A 16787-nucleotide genomic window follows, 5' to 3' on the forward strand; every position below is an offset into this window, starting at 1 on the left:
TCTGCTATGCCGAACCAAAAGGAACTCCCCACAGGCGGCATTTGGTAAGGGCCGCCGCGACGGAACGCAATATGCCGCCGTCTTGAAGTCGGCAATCCGCCGCCAGCCTTGCGAAACCTTCATCATTTGGCTAAGGAGGCCGCGCATTCAGCGGCCGGCGTCAGCCGGGCGTTCTCTTCCGCTTTCGGCTTCGAGCCGGCTTCAGTCAAAGGCATTTCGCTTCCATGGCGCGCATCGTGATGAAATTCGGCGGAACCTCCGTCGCCGACATCGCCCGCATCCGCAATGTGGCGCGTCACGTCAAACGCGAGGTCGATGCCGGCCATGAGGTGGCGGTCGTCGTTTCGGCGATGGCCGGCAAGACCAATGAACTGGTTGGCTGGACGCGCGAGGCCTCGCCGATGCACGACGCACGCGAATATGACGCGGTCGTCGCCTCCGGCGAGCAGGTCACGGCCGGCCTCCTGGCGATCACCTTGCAGAATATGGGCGTGCATGCGCGCTCCTGGCAGGGTTGGCAGATCCCGATCAAGACCGACAACGCCCACGGCGCGGCGCGCATCCTCGACATTGACGGCGCGTTCCTGATCAAGCGTTTCGGCGAGGGCCAGGTGGCGGTGATCGCCGGATTCCAGGGCATCGGCCCGGACAATCGCATCTCCACGCTTGGCCGCGGCGGCTCCGACACCAGTGCCGTGGCCATCGCCGCGGCGGTGAAGGCCGATCGTTGCGACATCTACACCGACGTCGACGGGGTCTACACCACCGATCCTCGCATCGAGCCCAAGGCGCGGCGGCTGGCCAAGATTTCCTTCGAGGAAATGCTTGAAATGGCATCGCTCGGCGCCAAGGTTCTGCAGGTGCGTTCGGTCGAGCTTGCCATGGTGCACAGGGTGCGTACCTTCGTGCGGTCGTCCTTCGACGATCCCGATGCGCCCGGAATGGGGGATTTGCTCAATCCGCCCGGAACGCTCATTTGCGACGAGGAAGAGATCGTGGAACAGCAGGTCGTCACCGGAATTGCCTATGCCAAGGACGAAGCGCAGATTTCGCTGCGCCGTGTCGGCGACCGGCCGGGCGTCGCCGCCGGCATCTTCGGGCCGCTGGCCGAGGCAAACATCAATGTCGACATGATCGTCCAGAACATTTCTGAGGACGGCAAGTACACCGACATGACGTTTACCGTTCCTTCGGGGGATGTCGACAAGGCGCTTGCCGTGCTCGAACGCCTGAAGGCCTCCATCGGTTATGACGTCGTGCAATCGGAAGCCGGCATGTCCAAGGTCTCGGTCATCGGCATCGGCATGCGCAGCCATGCCGGCGTCGCCGCCACCGCTTTCAAGGCGTTGGCCGACAGGTCGATCAACATTCGCGCCATCACGACGTCCGAGATCAAGATTTCGATCCTGATCGACGGTCCGTACACTGAACTCGCGGTTCGCACTTTGCATTCGGTCTACGGTCTGGATAAGCAGTAGCAAGACTGGAATCAGTTGTTGCGTGAGCGCCGGCCGCAGCCGAAACTGCGGTGGGCAAAATGCCCATTGGAGAAGAAGCCGCGATGCGTGATCAGGCCAGTGGCCCGCGCGTTTTGCTGAAACGGCTCCGCGAGCTCATGCAAGAGCCGCTGGAGCCGCAGGAGCGGCTTGACCGCATTGTGCGCGACATTGCCTCCAACATGGTCGCCGAAGTGTGCTCGCTCTACGTGCTGCGCGCCGACTCTGTGCTCGAACTCTACGCCACCGAGGGTCTGAACCCGAACGCCGTTCACCTGGCGCAGCTGCGGCTGGGGCAAGGTCTCGTCGGCACGATCGCGGCAAGCGCGCGGCCGCTCAACCTCTCCAACGCGCAGGAACACCCGGCCTTCGCCTACCTGCCGGAGACCGGGGAAGAGATCTACAATTCCTTCCTTGGCGTGCCGGTGCTGAGGGCAGGGCGCACTCTCGGTGTTCTGGTCGTGCAGAACAAGACCATGCGCCATTACCGCGACGACGAAGTCGAGGCGCTGGAAACCACGGCGATGGTCATTGCCGAGATGATCGCCACCGGCGATCTGGCGCGGTTGACCCGGCCTGGGCTCGAACTCGATCTGCGCCGCCCTGTCAGCTTCACGGGCCTATCGTTCAATGAAGGCGTCGGGCTTGGTCACGTCGTGCTGCACGAACCGCGCATCGTCGTCACCAATCTGTTCAACGAGGACAGCGAGGAAGAAGTTCGGCGGCTCGAAAGCTCGCTCGGCTCGCTCCGGCTCTCCATCGACGACATGCTGGAGCGCCGCGACGTCGCCTTCGAGGGCGAGCATCGCCAGGTGCTTGAAGCCTATCGCATGTTCGCCAACGATCGCGGCTGGGTGCGCCGACTGGAAGAGGCGATCCGCAACGGCCTGACGGCCGAGGCCGCCGTGGAAAAAGTGCAGAGCGACATGCGCGCCCGCATGCTGCACATGACCGATCCCTATCTGCGTGAGCGGATGAGCGATTTCGACGACCTCGCCAACCGGCTGCTGCGCCAGCTGATGGGGCGCGGACCGGAGGATGTCGCGGCATCGCTGCCTAAGGACGCCATCATCGTCGCCCGCTCGATGGGAGCCGCCGAACTGCTCGACTATCCCAGGGAGAAAATGCGCGGGCTGGTGCTCGAGGACGGAGCGGCTACCAGCCACGTCGTCATCGTCGCGCGCGCCATGGGTATCCCCGTCGCCGGCCAGATGAAGGGCGCCGTTTCCATGGCGGAAAATGGCGACGCCATCATCGTCGACGGCGAAGAGGGCGTGATCCATTTGCGACCGCAGCCCGATCTCGAGGCCGCCTATGCCGAAAAGGTGCGTTTCCGGGCTCGCCGGCAGGAGGTTTACCGCGAGCTGCGCAAAAAGCCGTCGATGACCAAGGACGGGGTGCAGGTCGACCTTCTGATGAATGCAGGGCTTGCCGTCGACCTGCCGCAGCTTGCCGAGGCCGGAGCGGCCGGCATTGGCCTGTTCCGCACGGAACTGCAGTTCATGGTCGCTTCGACGTTTCCCCGCGCTGAGGCCCAGGAGCGGCTCTATCGCGACGTGCTGGATGCGGCGCGCGGCAAGCCGGTCACCTTCCGCACCATCGATATCGGCGGTGACAAGGTGCTGCCCTATTTCAAGGGCTCCATCCAGGAAGAGAATCCGGCGCTCGGCTGGCGGGCGATTCGTCTCACTCTGGACCGGCCGGGGCTGTTGCGCACCCAGATCCGCGCCTTGCTCAAGGCCAGTGGCGGGCGTGAGCTCAAGCTGATGCTGCCGATGGTGACCGAGCTTGGCGAGATTGCCCAGGCGCGCGAGATCATCGACCGCGAGGTGCGGCATCTGTCGCGTTTCGCGCATCATCTGCCGACCAGCCTCAAGCTGGGCGCCATGCTGGAAGTGCCGTCGCTCCTGTTCCAGCTCGACGAATTGATGAAGGCGGTGGACTTCGTTTCGGTCGGTTCGAACGACCTCTTCCAGTTCGTCATGGCTGTCGACCGCGGCAACACACAATTGGCCAACCGCTTCGATACGCTGTCGGCGCCGTTCCTGCGCGTTCTGAAGCAGATCGCCGATGCCGGCGTCCGTAATCACACGCCGGTGACGCTGTGCGGCGAACTCGCCGGCAAGCCGATCTCGGCGATGGCGCTGGTCGGTCTCGGTTTTCGCTCGATCTCGATGTCGCCGGCCTCGATCGGCCCCGTCAAGGCGATGCTGACGGAACTGCCGCTGGAGGAGTTGGAGGCGTTCTTCGACGACAATCTGATGGCGCCGGCGCAAGGGCTGCCGATGCGGGCGCTGCTGCAGGCCTTTGCCGACGACCGCTCGATCCCATTGTAGCGCCCTGATCATGGTCAACCTGCCCCGCGATCGTATGGATCAAGTCGTCAAGCGTTTCGAGATGCTCGAAGCGCAGATGTCGGCCGGGCCGGCGCCGGATGCCTATGTGCGGATGGCGTCGGAATATGCCGAAATCCAGGACATGGTGGCAAAGGTCAGGGCGCTGCGCGCGGCCGAGCATGAGCAGGCCGACCTCGAAGCGATGCTTGCCGACAAGGGTACCGATGCCGAGATGCGAGCCCTGGCGGAGGCCGACCTGGCGGAGGTCGTGGAACGCATCGAGGCGCTGCAGAAAGACATCCAGATCCTGCTGCTGCCCAAGGATGCCGCCGACGACAAGAATGCCATTCTCGAAATCCGCGCCGGCACCGGCGGCGACGAGGCGGCACTCTTCGCCGGCGACCTGTTTCGCATGTATGAGCGCTACGCAGCCGCGCGCGGCTGGCGGTTCGAGACGGTGTCGGCCAGCGATGGCGATGCCGGCGGCTTCAAGGAAATCATCGCCACGGTGTCCGGCAGGGGCGTCTTTGCCCACCTGAAGTTCGAATCCGGCGTGCATCGCGTGCAGCGGGTGCCGGCGACCGAGGCGAGCGGCCGCATCCACACGTCGGCGGCGACCGTGGCCGTGCTGCCGGAAGCGGAAGAAGTCGACATCGACATAAAGGCTGAAGACATCCGCATCGACACGATGCGTGCCTCTGGCTCCGGCGGCCAGCACGTCAACACCACCGATTCGGCCGTCCGCATCACCCATTTGCCGACCGGCATCATGGTGGTGCAGGCGGAAAAGTCGCAGCACCAGAACCGCGCGAAAGCCATGCAGATCCTGCGGGCACGACTCTATGACCTGGAGCGTAGCAAGGTTGACGAGGAGCGCTCGGAGTCGCGCAAATCGCAGGTCGGCTCGGGCGATCGCTCGGAGCGCATCCGCACCTATAATTTCCCGCAAGGGCGGGTCACCGACCACCGTATCAACCTGACGCTTTATAAGCTCGACCGGGTGATGATGGGTGAACTCGACGAGATCATCGACGCGCTGATCGCCGATCACCAGTCGAAGCTGCTTGCCGACATCGGCATCGATGGCTGACCAACTGCCCGAGACGCTGGGGCCGCTGCTTCGGGAAGCGCGGGCTCGGCTTGCCGCGGCCGCTGTCGATGATCCGGCGCTCGATGCGCGGCTGATCGTTGAACATTTTTCCGGCACGAGCCGCACGCAGGCGGTGGCCGATCCGGAACGCAAGGTCGAGGGGACCGCTCTCGCGGCAATCGATGCCGCCTTGCGACGGCGCGCCGGCGGCGAGCCGGTGCACCGCATCCTGGGCTATCGTGAATTCTACGGTTTGCGCCTGTCGCTGTCGCCGGAAACGCTGGAACCGCGGCCAGATACCGAAACGCTGGTCGATGCGGTGCTGCCCTTCGTCGAGGCGATTGCGGCGCGGGAGGGCGAATGCCGCATCCTTGATCTCGGCACCGGCACCGGCGCCATTGCGTTGGCGCTGCTCAGTGTCGCGCCTGCCGCGATCGCCACAGGCGTTGACATTGCCGCTGGCGCGCTGGCGACGGCGACCCGTAACGCCAGGCAACTCGGGCTTGGCGGCCGGTTCACGGCGCTCCAGTCCGACTGGTTCGAAAAAGTTTCCGGCCGGTACCATGTAATTGCCGCAAACCCTCCCTATATACTGTCACAAGAGATTGGAAATCTGCAGGACGAAGTCCGCGATTTCGACCCGCGCCTGGCCCTTGATGGTGGCGTGGATGGGTTGGCCCCGTACAGAATCATCGCCGCCGAGGCGGCAAGGTTTCTGGAAGCCAAAGGCAGAATCGCGGTCGAGATCGGCCACACGCAGCGCAACGAGGTCAGCGAGATATTCCACGCAGCCGGCTATGCGACCGATGGGGTGTTTGGCGATCTCGGCGGAAACGACAGGGTTCTTGTCTTTCAACAGGGAAAGCCTTGACGCAGTGCGAAAAAAGCGCTTGGCAATACAGGGGAATGCGGCTAGGGTCGCCTCAACCGGATGAGACGAAGCAGGCAGTGCTCTTAGCGATTCGGTTTCCTTGGAAATAGCTGCCTTCTTGCGCAAACGACGCCCAAGCTTCGTGCGGGAATCGTCCGGCAAGTGATGTAACCGGAACAGGATGGCACGTGGCGCCAACGCAATCGATGCGGGCGAACGCCGGTGAAGAAACGAAACGGCTGGCTGCATGAGCGCCTCCGTTCGTAAAGAGTTTTTCGAAAATTTCAAAATGAAGAGAGTCGAATGAGGCCACAACAGCAGAACAGGCGCATGCGCGGTCGCAACAATAGTGGCGGCGGCGGTGGCAACAACAATAACAACAACCGCAAGGGGCCAAATCCCCTGACGCGCAACTACGAGAGCAACGGCCCGGACGTGAAGATTCGCGGATCGGCTCAGCAGATCGCCGAAAAATATGCCACCCTTGCCCGTGACGCGCACAGCTCTGGCGACCGGGTCATGGCGGAAAATTATCTCCAGCACGCCGAACACTACAATCGCATCATCGCGGCCGCGCAGGCGCAAATGCCGATCCAGAACGTCCAGCAGAATCGCGATGACTTCGACGATGACGGCGATGACGATCGTGACGAGTTCGATAATGCCGGCAATAGCGGGAACGCCAGTTCCGAGACACAGGTGCCCGCAGTCAGCCATGGCGCCGGTCCGCAGCCGGTCATCGAAGGTATGCCGGCCGAGGTCGCGCTGAACCGGGAAAACGGTCGCGACACGCGTGACAACAATGGCGGACGCAACAATAGCGGCCGCGACAACAATGGTGGGCGCCATCGCGATCGTCGCCCCAATGGGGGTTATGGCCAGGTTGGCCAGCGCGACTATGGTTCGTCCGCCGAGCAAGGCGGTCAGCAGCAGCGCAACGAGACGCCGATCCAGGCAGAGACCGGCTCGCCAACTCAATCCATTGCGGCCGAATCCATTGCGGCCGAACCGGCTCCACTTTTCGAGCACCTGTCGCCGGCAGATCTTGCCGCCCGGGCCGAACTCAATGAGGCGGCCGCCGCCGAAAGCGGTGCTGCCCGTCGCCCGAGGCGTCCGCGCCGTCCGCGCATCAATGCCGACCAGGTTGACGGTGGTAGAGACAATGCCGACGCCGGCGAGGTGGCTGTGGCCCCGGTCGACAGCGGTAACGCTGAACCGGTGATCGTCGACATCGACAACTGATCGAACGGCTCTTCAAGACATCGAACGGCGGGGAGAAATCTCCGCCGTTTTTATTTTGTGCCGCGGCGGAATATTATGCGTTGACCGATATCAAAGCGTCTTGAGACAGCATGGCCTATGCACCATATCTCGGCTGAACAGGATCCGGCTCGAATGGGCGGGTCCGTCACCGCAATCTGATCCGGTGCCGCAAAGCGGGCCGGTGATGGAAGGAGACAGATATGAACCTTGAGAAATATTCCGAGCGCGTGCGCGGCTTCATCCAGTCCGCGCAGACCATGGCGCTCTCGCGCAACCACCAGCAATTCACTCCCGAACACATGCTGAAAGTTCTCGTCGATGATGACGAGGGCTTGGCCGCGTCGCTGATCGAGCGCGGCGGCGGCAGCGTCCGCGACGTCAAACTCGGCGTCGAGGCGGCACTCGAGGCGATGCCCAAGGTCGAAGGCGGCAATGGCCAGCTGTATCTGGCACAGCCGCTGGCCAAGGTGTTTTCGACGGCCGAGGAACTGGCCAAGAAGGCTGGCGACAGCTTTGTCACGGTCGAGCGGCTGCTGCAGGCGCTTGCCATGGAGAAATCGGCCAAGACCGCCGAGATCCTGGCCAAGGCCGGCGTCACCGCGCAGGCGTTGAACCAGGTCATCAATGACCTCCGCAAGGGCCGCACCGCCGATTCGGCGAGCGCCGAGCAGGGCTATGACGCGCTGAAGAAATACGCGCGCGACCTGACCGCCGATGCCCGTGCCGGCAAGCTCGATCCGGTCATTGGCCGTGACGACGAGATCCGCCGCACCATCCAGGTGCTGTCGCGCCGCACCAAGAACAATCCGGTGCTGATCGGCGAGCCGGGCGTTGGCAAGACGGCGATCGCCGAAGGTCTGGCGCTGCGCATCGTCAACGGCGACGTGCCGGAATCGCTGAAGGACAAGCAGTTGATGGCGCTCGACATGGGCTCATTGATCGCGGGCGCCAAATATCGCGGTGAGTTCGAGGAGCGGCTGAAGGCCGTGCTTTCGGAAGTCACCTCTGCCGCTGGCGGGATCATCCTGTTCATCGACGAGATGCACACGCTGGTCGGTGCCGGCAAGGCGGATGGCGCCATGGATGCGTCGAACCTCTTGAAGCCGGCGCTGGCGCGCGGTGAATTGCATTGCGTCGGCGCGACCACGCTGGATGAGTATCGCAAGCATGTCGAGAAGGATCCGGCTCTTGCCCGCCGTTTCCAGCCCGTGTTCGTCGACGAGCCGTCGGTGGAAGACACCGTCTCGATCCTGCGCGGCCTAAAGGAGAAATATGAGCAGCACCACAAGGTGCGTATCTCCGATTCGGCGCTGGTGGCGGCGGCGACGCTGTCCAACCGCTACATTGCCGACCGCTTCCTGCCGGACAAGGCGATCGACCTTGTCGACGAAGCCGCCTCGCGGCTGCGCATGCAGGTCGATTCCAAGCCCGAGGCGCTGGACGAAATCGATCGCCGTATCATGCAGCTCAAGATCGAGCGCGAGGCGCTCAAGGTCGAGACGGATGACGCGTCGAAGGACCGGCTCGCCCGCCTGGAAAAGGAACTCGTCGGCCTCGAGGAGGAATCGACCGAGATCACCGCGAAGTGGCAGGCGGAGAAGCAGAAGCTCGGGCTGGCGGCTGACCTCAAGAAGCAGCTCGACGAGGCGCGCAACGACCTCGCCATTGCCCAGCGCAAGGGTGAATTCCAGCGCGCCGGCGAGCTTGCCTATGGCAAGATCCCGGAGCTGGAAAAGAAGCTCAAGGACGCCGAAGCCCAGGACGGCAAGGCCGGCATGGTCGAAGAGGTGGTCACCCCCGACCACGTCGCCCATATCGTCTCGCGCTGGACCGGTATTCCGGTCGACAAGATGTTGCAGGGCGAGCGCGACAAGCTATTGCGCATGGAAGACGAGATCGGCAAGCGCGTCGTCGGCCAGGGCGAGGCGGTGCAAGCCGTCTCGAAGGCCGTGCGCCGGGCGCGTGCCGGCCTGCAGGATCCGAACCGGCCGATCGGCTCGTTCATGTTCCTCGGACCGACGGGTGTCGGCAAGACCGAGCTGACCAAGGCCTTGGCCAGCTTCCTGTTCGACGACGAGAGCGCCATGGTGCGCATCGACATGTCGGAGTTCATGGAGAAGCACTCGGTCTCGCGGCTGATCGGCGCGCCTCCCGGCTATGTCGGTTACGAGGAAGGCGGCGCGCTGACCGAAGCCGTGCGGCGCCGGCCCTATCAGGTCGTGCTGTTCGACGAGATCGAGAAGGCGCATCCGGACGTGTTCAACGTGCTGCTGCAAGTGCTCGATGACGGTCGCCTGACCGACGGGCAGGGCCGTACTGTCGATTTCCGCAACACGCTGATCATCATGACGTCGAATCTCGGCGCCGAATATCTGGTCAATCTTGGCGAGGACCAGGATGTCGACCAGGTTCGCGACGAGGTGATGAACGTCGTCAAGGCTTCGTTCCGGCCGGAGTTCCTCAACCGCATCGACGAGGTGATCCTGTTCCACAGGCTGCGCCGGCAGGATATGGGCCGCATCGTCGAGATCCAGCTCAAGCGGCTGGAAAACCTGCTTGTCGACCGCAAGATCACGCTCGGCCTCGACCAGGAGGCGGTCGACTGGCTGGCGGCCAAGGGTTACGACCCGGCTTATGGCGCGCGGCCATTGAAGCGGGTGATGCAGAAGGAACTGCAGGATCCGCTGGCGGAGAAGATCCTGCTTGGCGACATCCTCGACGGCTCGACCGTCAAGGTGACGGCCGGTTCCGACCGGCTGAACTTCCGCTCGAAGCCGACGATTGTCGCGGCCGAGGCGGCAGCCTGACACAACGCCGCGCATCCAATCTGGATGCGCGGCGTTTTCATATGAATGGCGAGGGCAGGAATGACGCTGGACGACTACAACAGCTTCTGCGCCTCGCTGCCTGCGACGACCCATGTCGTCCAATGGGGCGGCGCCCATGTGTGGAAGGTCGGGGCCAAGGTCTTTGCGATCGGCGGCTGGGATCAAGGACAGCAGCTCTTCGTCACCTTCAAATGCTCCGACATTGCCTATGATGTCCTCAAGGAACTGCCGGGACTGCGGCCGGCGCCCTATCTTGCATCGCGCGGCATGACATGGATCCAGCGTCGGACAAGCCAGAGCGTGGATGATGCTGCGCTGAAGGACTATCTGCGCGAGAGCCATCGCCTGGTTGTCCTCAAGCTGACGAAGCAGGCGCGCAAGGAACTGGGGCTTGCCGCACGCTAGCTGACATTCATCGAGGCGCCGGAAAACCGCCATCTTCATGCCCGGTTCATATTGGAACCATATGTTGGATAACTGGTTTGTTGGCGAAGGGTTCGCCTCACAGGGACACTGCCGGGCGGCGGCAATTACGGACCGGAGAGTTTGGCCACCATGTTGCGGACGATCTTCACCCTCTCGGCGCTCGCCGCCGGGATACTTTCTTCAAGTGCAATGGCCGCGCCGACCGACGATACCTCGCCACGGGCTGTTCGCACTGCTGCTGCCGCCGGCGGCATCCTTGTCGCCCAGGACGGCAATCTGGACATCTATTACGACGCCAGGGGCAACCGCGTCATTGTCGATGCCGATACCGGCAAGGTGATCGCCATCCAGCCGCCGCAGACCCGGCTCGACCGTCGCGCGCTGCGCCGTGAGACAAGGCTGCGCGAGCTTGGTCGCGTCCCGGCCGAAGACGACCGCTACTATCTCGACAATCCGGAAGATATGGCGCGGTTCCGCCGCAAGCAGTTGGAAGAGGAAGGCCGGGTCATTCCGCCGCCGGCCGACGAATACGATCCAAATAGTGACAATTCCGTGGAAGCCTATCCGCCGGCGCCTCAGGACGACGGCAGCTACGACAACAATTATCCCGAGGCACCACAGCCAGCAGAGCCGCGAACCATCAAGCGCCAGCCGCTCAACGAGGCATCGATAGAACCTGTCCAGCCGGCAGCGCCCGCCGAACAGGCCACGCCTGCCGATCAGGCGGCACTGCCACCAAAGGCCGGCGACAAGACCACTGTCGAGCCGTCGCTTTCGCTCGGAGCGCGCCAGGATGTCGCCGCACTTCAGGTGCTGCTCGACCGGGGCGGCGCTTCGCCTGGCGTCATCGATGGGCGATTCGGTTCGAATGTCGACAAGGCGCTCGCCGCCTACAACGAAATCACTGGCAGCAATCTGCGATCGACCGATGCGGTCGGAATCCAGACGGCACTTGCACAATCCGGCGGCGATGCCTTCGCCAACTACACCATCACACCGGAAGATGCGGCCGGCCCCTATGTCGCCTCGATCCCGGAAGACTACAGCCAGAAGGCGCAGCTCGACCGCATGGGTTACACTTCGGTGACCGAAGCACTCGCCGAGCGCTTCCACATGGACGAGAATTATCTGAAGGCGCTCAACCCGGACGCCAACTTCAATCGTCCTGGCACGATCATCAAGGTCGCCAATTTCGGCAGGCTGGTCTCGACGCCGGTCGCCCGCATCGTCGCCGACAAGGGCAAGAAAGAGGTTTTCGCCTATGACGCGGGGGGCAAGCTGGTCGCGGCCTATCCCGCGACTATCGGCTCGTCGGATACGCCGTCACCGTCCGGTACGCACACGGTGTCGCGCGTCGCGCTCGATCCGAACTACACCTACAACCCCAACATCAATTTCAAGCAGGGCCAGAACGACAAGATCCTGACCATTCCGCCGGGTCCCAACGGCCCGGTCGGATCGGTGTGGATCGCACTCGACAAGCCGACCTATGGCATCCACGGCACCCCGGACCCGTCGAAGATCGGCAAGACCGAAAGCCATGGCTGCGTGCGCCTGACCAACTGGGATGCGCGAGAACTCGCCAAGCTCGTCTCGCCCGGTGTCACCGTTGAGTTTGTCGACTGAAGAGCCAACGGCCTCCGTTGCGCCTCAGCCGATGATCCTGCGCACCCACTTCGCGCTTGGCGTGGCCGCGTAGATCAGTTGCACAACCAGAATGAAGCCGACGCTGAGCAACGGGGTGATCAGGCACAGCGCGGCGCCGATCGCCCACAGGATCTGCGCCTTGACGATACGCAGGTAGACCGTGCGTCGCGTCTCCGCATCGACACCTTCCGCCAGAAAGCCGCTTTGCTCCGCATAGCGCCAGCTGGCGAACAGCGTGACGCCGAGCATCAGCAGATTGAGCCAATAGACGAGCACCGCCGTCCTGAATTCGAGGAAGTCGGCCAAAAGGTCGGTCGAGAACGGCAGCAGGGCGATAAAGGCGAGAAAGCAGAGGTTCAGCGTGGCAAGCCGTCTGTCGGATTTGGCGATCAGCCCATGCTGCGCCTGCTGGCCGAACCAGAAGATGGTCAGCGTCAGGAAGCTCAAGGCATAGGTCAGGAAGCGTGGTGCCAGCGCCGCGATCGCGGCAAGCAGATCGCGTTCCGAATGGATCGCCTCGTGCGCCGGGACCCGGATCTCGAGCACGATCAGGGTGAGCGCGATGGCGAACACCCCGTCGGTGATGCCGACGACGCGGCCGCGTCCCTCCGCCGATGGTTCGAGTGGACGCTTCATCGGATTCTCCCCACCTGCAGTTCGCCGGAAAACTTAGCATGACTGCCGCCGTTTGCACCCCGAAGGTGCCACCCTGGCAAGACGGCTGGTCTCAGGTGAGACTGGTTTCAATGACTGCAAGCCACTGGCCGGTTGTTGCCGGTGCGCTGGGGGTCTAAGCAGGGTCCCATGCATTCACCAAGCGAAGTCGCCGCGGTCCCGCTGACCGGCCCGGTCACGAACGGTACGTTCTGTCCGCAATCGCAGCGGCGGTTCGTGTTGATCGCGGCGATCCTGGCCTCGGCGCTTGGCTTCATCGACGGTTCGATCCTGGCCATCGCCATGCCGGCGATCCGCGTCAACCTCGGCGCCAGCCTTGCCGAGGCGCAATGGATTTCCAATGCCTATGCGTTGACGCTCTCGGCGCTGATCCTTGCCGGCGGCGCCGCCGGCGATCGATTCGGGTTGCGCCGCGCCTTTGTGGCAGGCATTGCGCTGTTCATTGTTGCCTCGCTTGCCTGTGCCTTGGCGCCGAATGCGGCTGTGCTGATCGCGTTTCGCGCCATCCAGGGTATTGGCGCCGCGATCATGGTGCCGGGAAGCCTCGCCATCATCGCCAAGGCCTATCCGAAGAAAGAACGCGGCCGCGCGATAGGCATCTGGGCGGCGGCTTCGGCGCTGACCACGGCGCTTGGCCCGGTGCTCGGCGGCCTTGTGCTCTCGGCTTTTGGTGACGGCATCTGGCGGGCGATCTTCGCCATCAACTTGCCGCTCGGCCTCATCTCGATCTATCTTCTGCTGGCCAAGATCCCGGCCGACGCGCCGACGGCCAAACGCAGTCTGGATCTCGGCGGTGCGGCGCTTGCGACATTGGCCTTCGGCGCGCTCGCCTACGGGCTGACCTCGATGAGCGCCAGCGGCGAGGGTCATATGTCGGGCCCAAGTATTGCCGCCGGCGCCGTATTGCTGGCTGTCTTCATCTTCTTCGAGCTTCGGCAGCGCGAGCCGATGATCGATCTGTCGCTGTTTCGTGTCGGCGCTTTCGCCGGCGCCAATGTCGCAACGTTCTTCCTCTATTTCGCGCTGTCGGCCAATCTTTTCTATCTGCCGATGCTGCTGATCGCCGGCTGGGGATTGAGCACGGCTGAGGTCGGCTTCATCTTCCTGCCCTTGTCGGCATCGATCGCGCTCCTGTCGGGACCGGTCGGCCTGCTGTCGGATCGGATCGGGCCGCGTTTTCCGATTGCCTGCGGCAGCCTGGTCGTGGCTCTCGCCTTCGCCGGACTTGCATTGCTCACTCATGCTGGCATCCACAATTTCTGGGCGGGAATATTTCCGCTGATGGCGCTGATGGGGCTCGGCATGGCGCTGGTGGTGTCGCCGCTGTCGACCGCGATCATGACGGCAGTGGAAGACAAGGATACGGGTGCTGCCTCCGGTATAAACAATGCCGTTTCGCGCATCGGCGGCCTGATCGCCGTGGCGGCGATGGGGTCGCTTGCAGCCTGGGTCTACGCGAATGCACTGGATGGGAATGCGATGCCCGGCGTCCCTGGCTTCGGCGAACCGGCACCGGCCGGACTTGCGCCGGCACTCGATGCGGCAAGGCTCGCCGCCAGCGATGCTGCGTTTTCCGCGATCTCCTCGGTGACAGCGCTGCTTTGCCTGCTTTCGGCTGTCATCGCGTGGACGACCATTTCCGGCGAGCGGCTGCCATGGCCGCGGCGTGCCAGAGATCCGCAAGGCTGAACTTCAACGAATCAGCCGTCGATCTTGGCGCTCGCGACTTTCAGCGAATCGCTGTCTTCCTGCTTCAGCAGGTCGTCGATGCGCTCGCGCTCGCGCTTGAAGGCGACGAGGTCATCGCCTTTCAGCACCTTGCCGACCGGCAGCCGGACGCGCATTGAATCGACCTTGGTGCCGTTGACGATCAGCTCGTAGTGGAGGTGCGGACCGGTGGAGAGACCGGTCTGGCCGAGATAACCAATGACCTGGCCCTGGCGGACATGAACGCCGGGTTCGATGCCTTTGGCAAAAGCGCTCTGGTGATTGTAGGATGTCTCGTAGCCGTTGGCATGGCGCAGGATGATCTGCTTGCCATAGCCGCCGGCCCAACCCGCCTTCTCAACGACGCCGTTGCCGGCGGCGATGATCGGCGATCCGATGGGAGCGGCCCAATCGGTGCCTGTGTGCATGCGGACATAGCCGAGGATTGGATGCTTGCGGGCGCCAAACCCGGAGGTAAATCTGCCGTTGGGCAGCGGGTTGCGCAGCAGGAACTGCTCGGCGCTCGAGCCGTCCTCGTCGAAATAGTCGGTGCTGCCATCCTGCATCTGGAAGCGATAAAAGTTGCGCGTCGTGCCGCCGAATGTCGCCGAGACGTAAAGAAGTTCGGAACTGTCCGAGGTCTGGTCGTCGCCATCGGGCTGCGAGAACAGCACTTCGAGGCGGTCGGAGGGGTTGAGGCGGGACTGAAAGTCGACGTCTGATGCCAGCAGCTTGATCAGCCGCTGTGTCATCTTCTTCGACATGCCGTAGGAATAGGCGGTGCGGTAGATGCCGTCATAGATGTTGGGCAGGTTGCCGCGCACCACCACCGGTGCCGACGAATCATCGAACGCCGTCAGCAATTCGGGATTCGGATCCGGCTCCTGCGCCGGCACATACTGACCGCGATCGTCGAGCGCGATGGTGACGATGTGCTGGGTCCTGTCGTAGACGCTGGTGCGGACGACCTTGGCGGCATCGCCACGCACCTCGAGACCGACACGAAGTACGGTTCCGGCCTTGAGCGCCGTCGCGTTGAGCAGCTTGGTGATCGCCTCGGCCATGCCGGTGGCGTCGTCTCCCGTATAGCCCGAATCAGCAAAGGCCTCGGTGATGTCGAGATCCTTGGTGAAGGGTATGATTTCCTCGGCGAAAGCCGGCGCCTGGTCGTCGGCGGCGGCTCGCGGCGCCACAGAGACGTTTTCCGGCACGATCTTGACGTCGTAGGACCCGGCCATGCTCTCGGCAAAGGCTTCGCCAAAGCGCTGCGGATCGACATAATGGAGCGAAGCGACCTGGACGGCGCCGTCGCTGAGGTCGGTGCCGGCTTCACGCACCACCTTTTCCACCTCATCGGCGGACAGGTCGCTCTTTTCGTCGAAGGAAGCCGTCTCGATCGGAAAGTCGACGGTCTTCAGGCTCATCTCGCTTTCGACCTTGGCGCCGTAGATCTGGCCGGAAGCGGCGGAGGCTGCGGCCGGCTGCGCCGCACCGTCGTCGCTGTCGTCGCCGAATACCTGCATGGGGTCGAAAGGCGGGTAGGCGCGGTTGGTGGTGTGGCCGGCGGCGAGCGCCATCTTGATCTGCACGAAAGGCATGGTGTGGATGACGTCACGGTCGCCGACCTTGGTGACCATCGACACTTCCATGCGGCGGCGGTCCTTGGCCTTGGCGATCTGACGCGGCGCCACCAGCCTTGTCGTCTTGGCCACCTCGCCGGAATCGCCATTGCTGGCCAGGCCGATCAATTCGGCAATTTCGGGCGGGGTTGCCAGCTGCTGGCGCCCGTCGAGGGCGGCGAACAGCGCCACTCCCATCAGCACGCTCGAGGTCACGCCGGTGAGAAAGGTTCCCGACAGCCAGCGTGCGGAAACCTCACGCCGATCGGGCGGGCCACTGCGGCCGTCCGCGATAAGCGGCGGCTCGTTGCCGAGTTCGGCTATGACATCTTCCGTGTCTGGCATCCAGAAAGGCTGCTTCTTCCCCGGGCGGAACGGCTTGTCGCTTTTGTTGTGGCCATGACATTTGCCTGTCACGGCAGGTGAAGTCAACGAAGCCCCAGGCCCCGGTCGATTCCCCCTCGCGCACTTCTCTTATAGAGCGCTCTACAAAGAGAGGCGATGCACCCTGTCTGCAGAGCTTATCGCGCACTTCCATATAAGGCTCTTAAAAGGGCACTGCGCGGTTGGCGCCGCGCCCTCTTTCGTTGGCCTTGGTGTCGAACGGCAATGCGGCGGCAATAGGGCTCCTTCGTGGCCGCTCACCCGTGTTGTCCGCGTTCCGTTGGGGCAGTCGGCTACCAACAAAGTGAGCCCGAAATTTCTGTCGCAAAAAGTTCAAAAACTTCGAATGAGCTGTTGACAGTTCTTGTTGGTGGCGACTATATACGCCTCACCAACGAGGGCGGCTCGCCGCTGGCGACGAAGAAGTTTGCTTCTAAGCCTGCCC

General features: G+C 63.4%; 11 protein-coding genes. 9 read left to right on the forward strand and 2 right to left on the reverse strand.

Features of this window, described 5'->3' with window-relative positions; genetic code table 11:
* Positions 1-224 precede the first annotated feature (224 nt).
* The 8 genes from BLS48_RS29335 to BLS48_RS29370 all read left to right on the forward strand — a co-directional run bounded on the left by BLS48_RS29335 (position 225) and on the right by BLS48_RS29370 (position 11936).
* The gene (locus tag BLS48_RS29335) at positions 225-1478 is read left to right on the forward strand and encodes an aspartate kinase (protein WP_091585392.1); all 1254 of its coding nucleotides are present in this window, start codon (positions 225-227) and stop codon (positions 1476-1478) included.
* An 83-nt stretch (positions 1479-1561) separates the two neighbouring features.
* Positions 1562-3832 carry a phosphoenolpyruvate--protein phosphotransferase gene (gene ptsP, locus BLS48_RS29340; protein ID WP_091585393.1) on the forward strand — a complete coding sequence of 757 codons (2271 nt, stop codon included), beginning with the start codon at positions 1562-1564 and terminating at the stop codon, positions 3830-3832.
* Between the two features lie 10 nt (positions 3833-3842).
* Entirely contained in the window at positions 3843-4922 is a 1080-nt protein-coding gene (prfA, locus tag BLS48_RS29345) for a peptide chain release factor 1 (protein ID WP_091585395.1), read from the forward strand.
* Complete coding sequence (gene prmC, locus BLS48_RS29350; RefSeq protein WP_091585397.1) at positions 4915-5793, forward strand: peptide chain release factor N(5)-glutamine methyltransferase; 879 nt, start codon at positions 4915-4917, stop codon at positions 5791-5793. Before prfA ends, prmC begins: the two co-directional genes overlap by 8 nt.
* 303 nt (positions 5794-6096) lie before the next feature.
* Positions 6097-7035, forward strand: coding sequence for a DUF4167 domain-containing protein (locus BLS48_RS29355; protein ID WP_091585399.1), 939 nt, complete (start codon positions 6097-6099; stop codon positions 7033-7035).
* A 221-nt stretch (positions 7036-7256) separates the two neighbouring features.
* Complete coding sequence (clpB, locus tag BLS48_RS29360; protein ID WP_091585400.1) at positions 7257-9863, forward strand: ATP-dependent chaperone ClpB; 2607 nt, start codon at positions 7257-7259, stop codon at positions 9861-9863.
* Between the two features lie 60 nt (positions 9864-9923).
* The gene (locus BLS48_RS29365; protein WP_091585403.1) at positions 9924-10289 is read left to right on the forward strand and encodes an MmcQ/YjbR family DNA-binding protein; all 366 of its coding nucleotides are present in this window, start codon (positions 9924-9926) and stop codon (positions 10287-10289) included.
* A 150-nt stretch (positions 10290-10439) separates the two neighbouring features.
* Positions 10440-11936, forward strand: a complete 1497-nt coding sequence (locus BLS48_RS29370) for a L,D-transpeptidase family protein (protein ID WP_091585405.1) — start codon at positions 10440-10442, stop codon at positions 11934-11936.
* 24 nt (positions 11937-11960) lie between these two features.
* Here the strand turns inward: BLS48_RS29370 and BLS48_RS29375 are convergent, their stop codons facing one another.
* Complete coding sequence (locus tag BLS48_RS29375) at positions 11961-12593, reverse strand: TMEM175 family protein (RefSeq protein WP_091585407.1); 633 nt, start codon at positions 12591-12593, stop codon at positions 11961-11963.
* 168 nt (positions 12594-12761) lie between these two features.
* Here BLS48_RS29375 and BLS48_RS29380 point away from each other — a divergent pair, with 168 nt between their 5' ends.
* Positions 12762-14321, forward strand: a complete 1560-nt coding sequence (locus BLS48_RS29380; protein ID WP_091585409.1) for an MFS transporter — start codon at positions 12762-12764, stop codon at positions 14319-14321.
* A gap of 11 nt (positions 14322-14332) precedes the next feature.
* On the opposite strand, the gene BLS48_RS29385 is transcribed toward BLS48_RS29380, so the two are convergent.
* On the reverse strand, positions 14333-16303 hold the full coding sequence (locus BLS48_RS29385; RefSeq protein ID WP_167365283.1) for a M23 family metallopeptidase: 1971 nt from the start codon (positions 16301-16303) through the stop codon (positions 14333-14335).
* Between the last annotated feature and the right edge of the window lie 484 nt (positions 16304-16787).

It is taken from the genome of Mesorhizobium qingshengii (assembly GCF_900103325.1).
GTDB classification, from domain to species: Bacteria; Pseudomonadota; Alphaproteobacteria; order Rhizobiales; family Rhizobiaceae; genus Mesorhizobium; species Mesorhizobium qingshengii.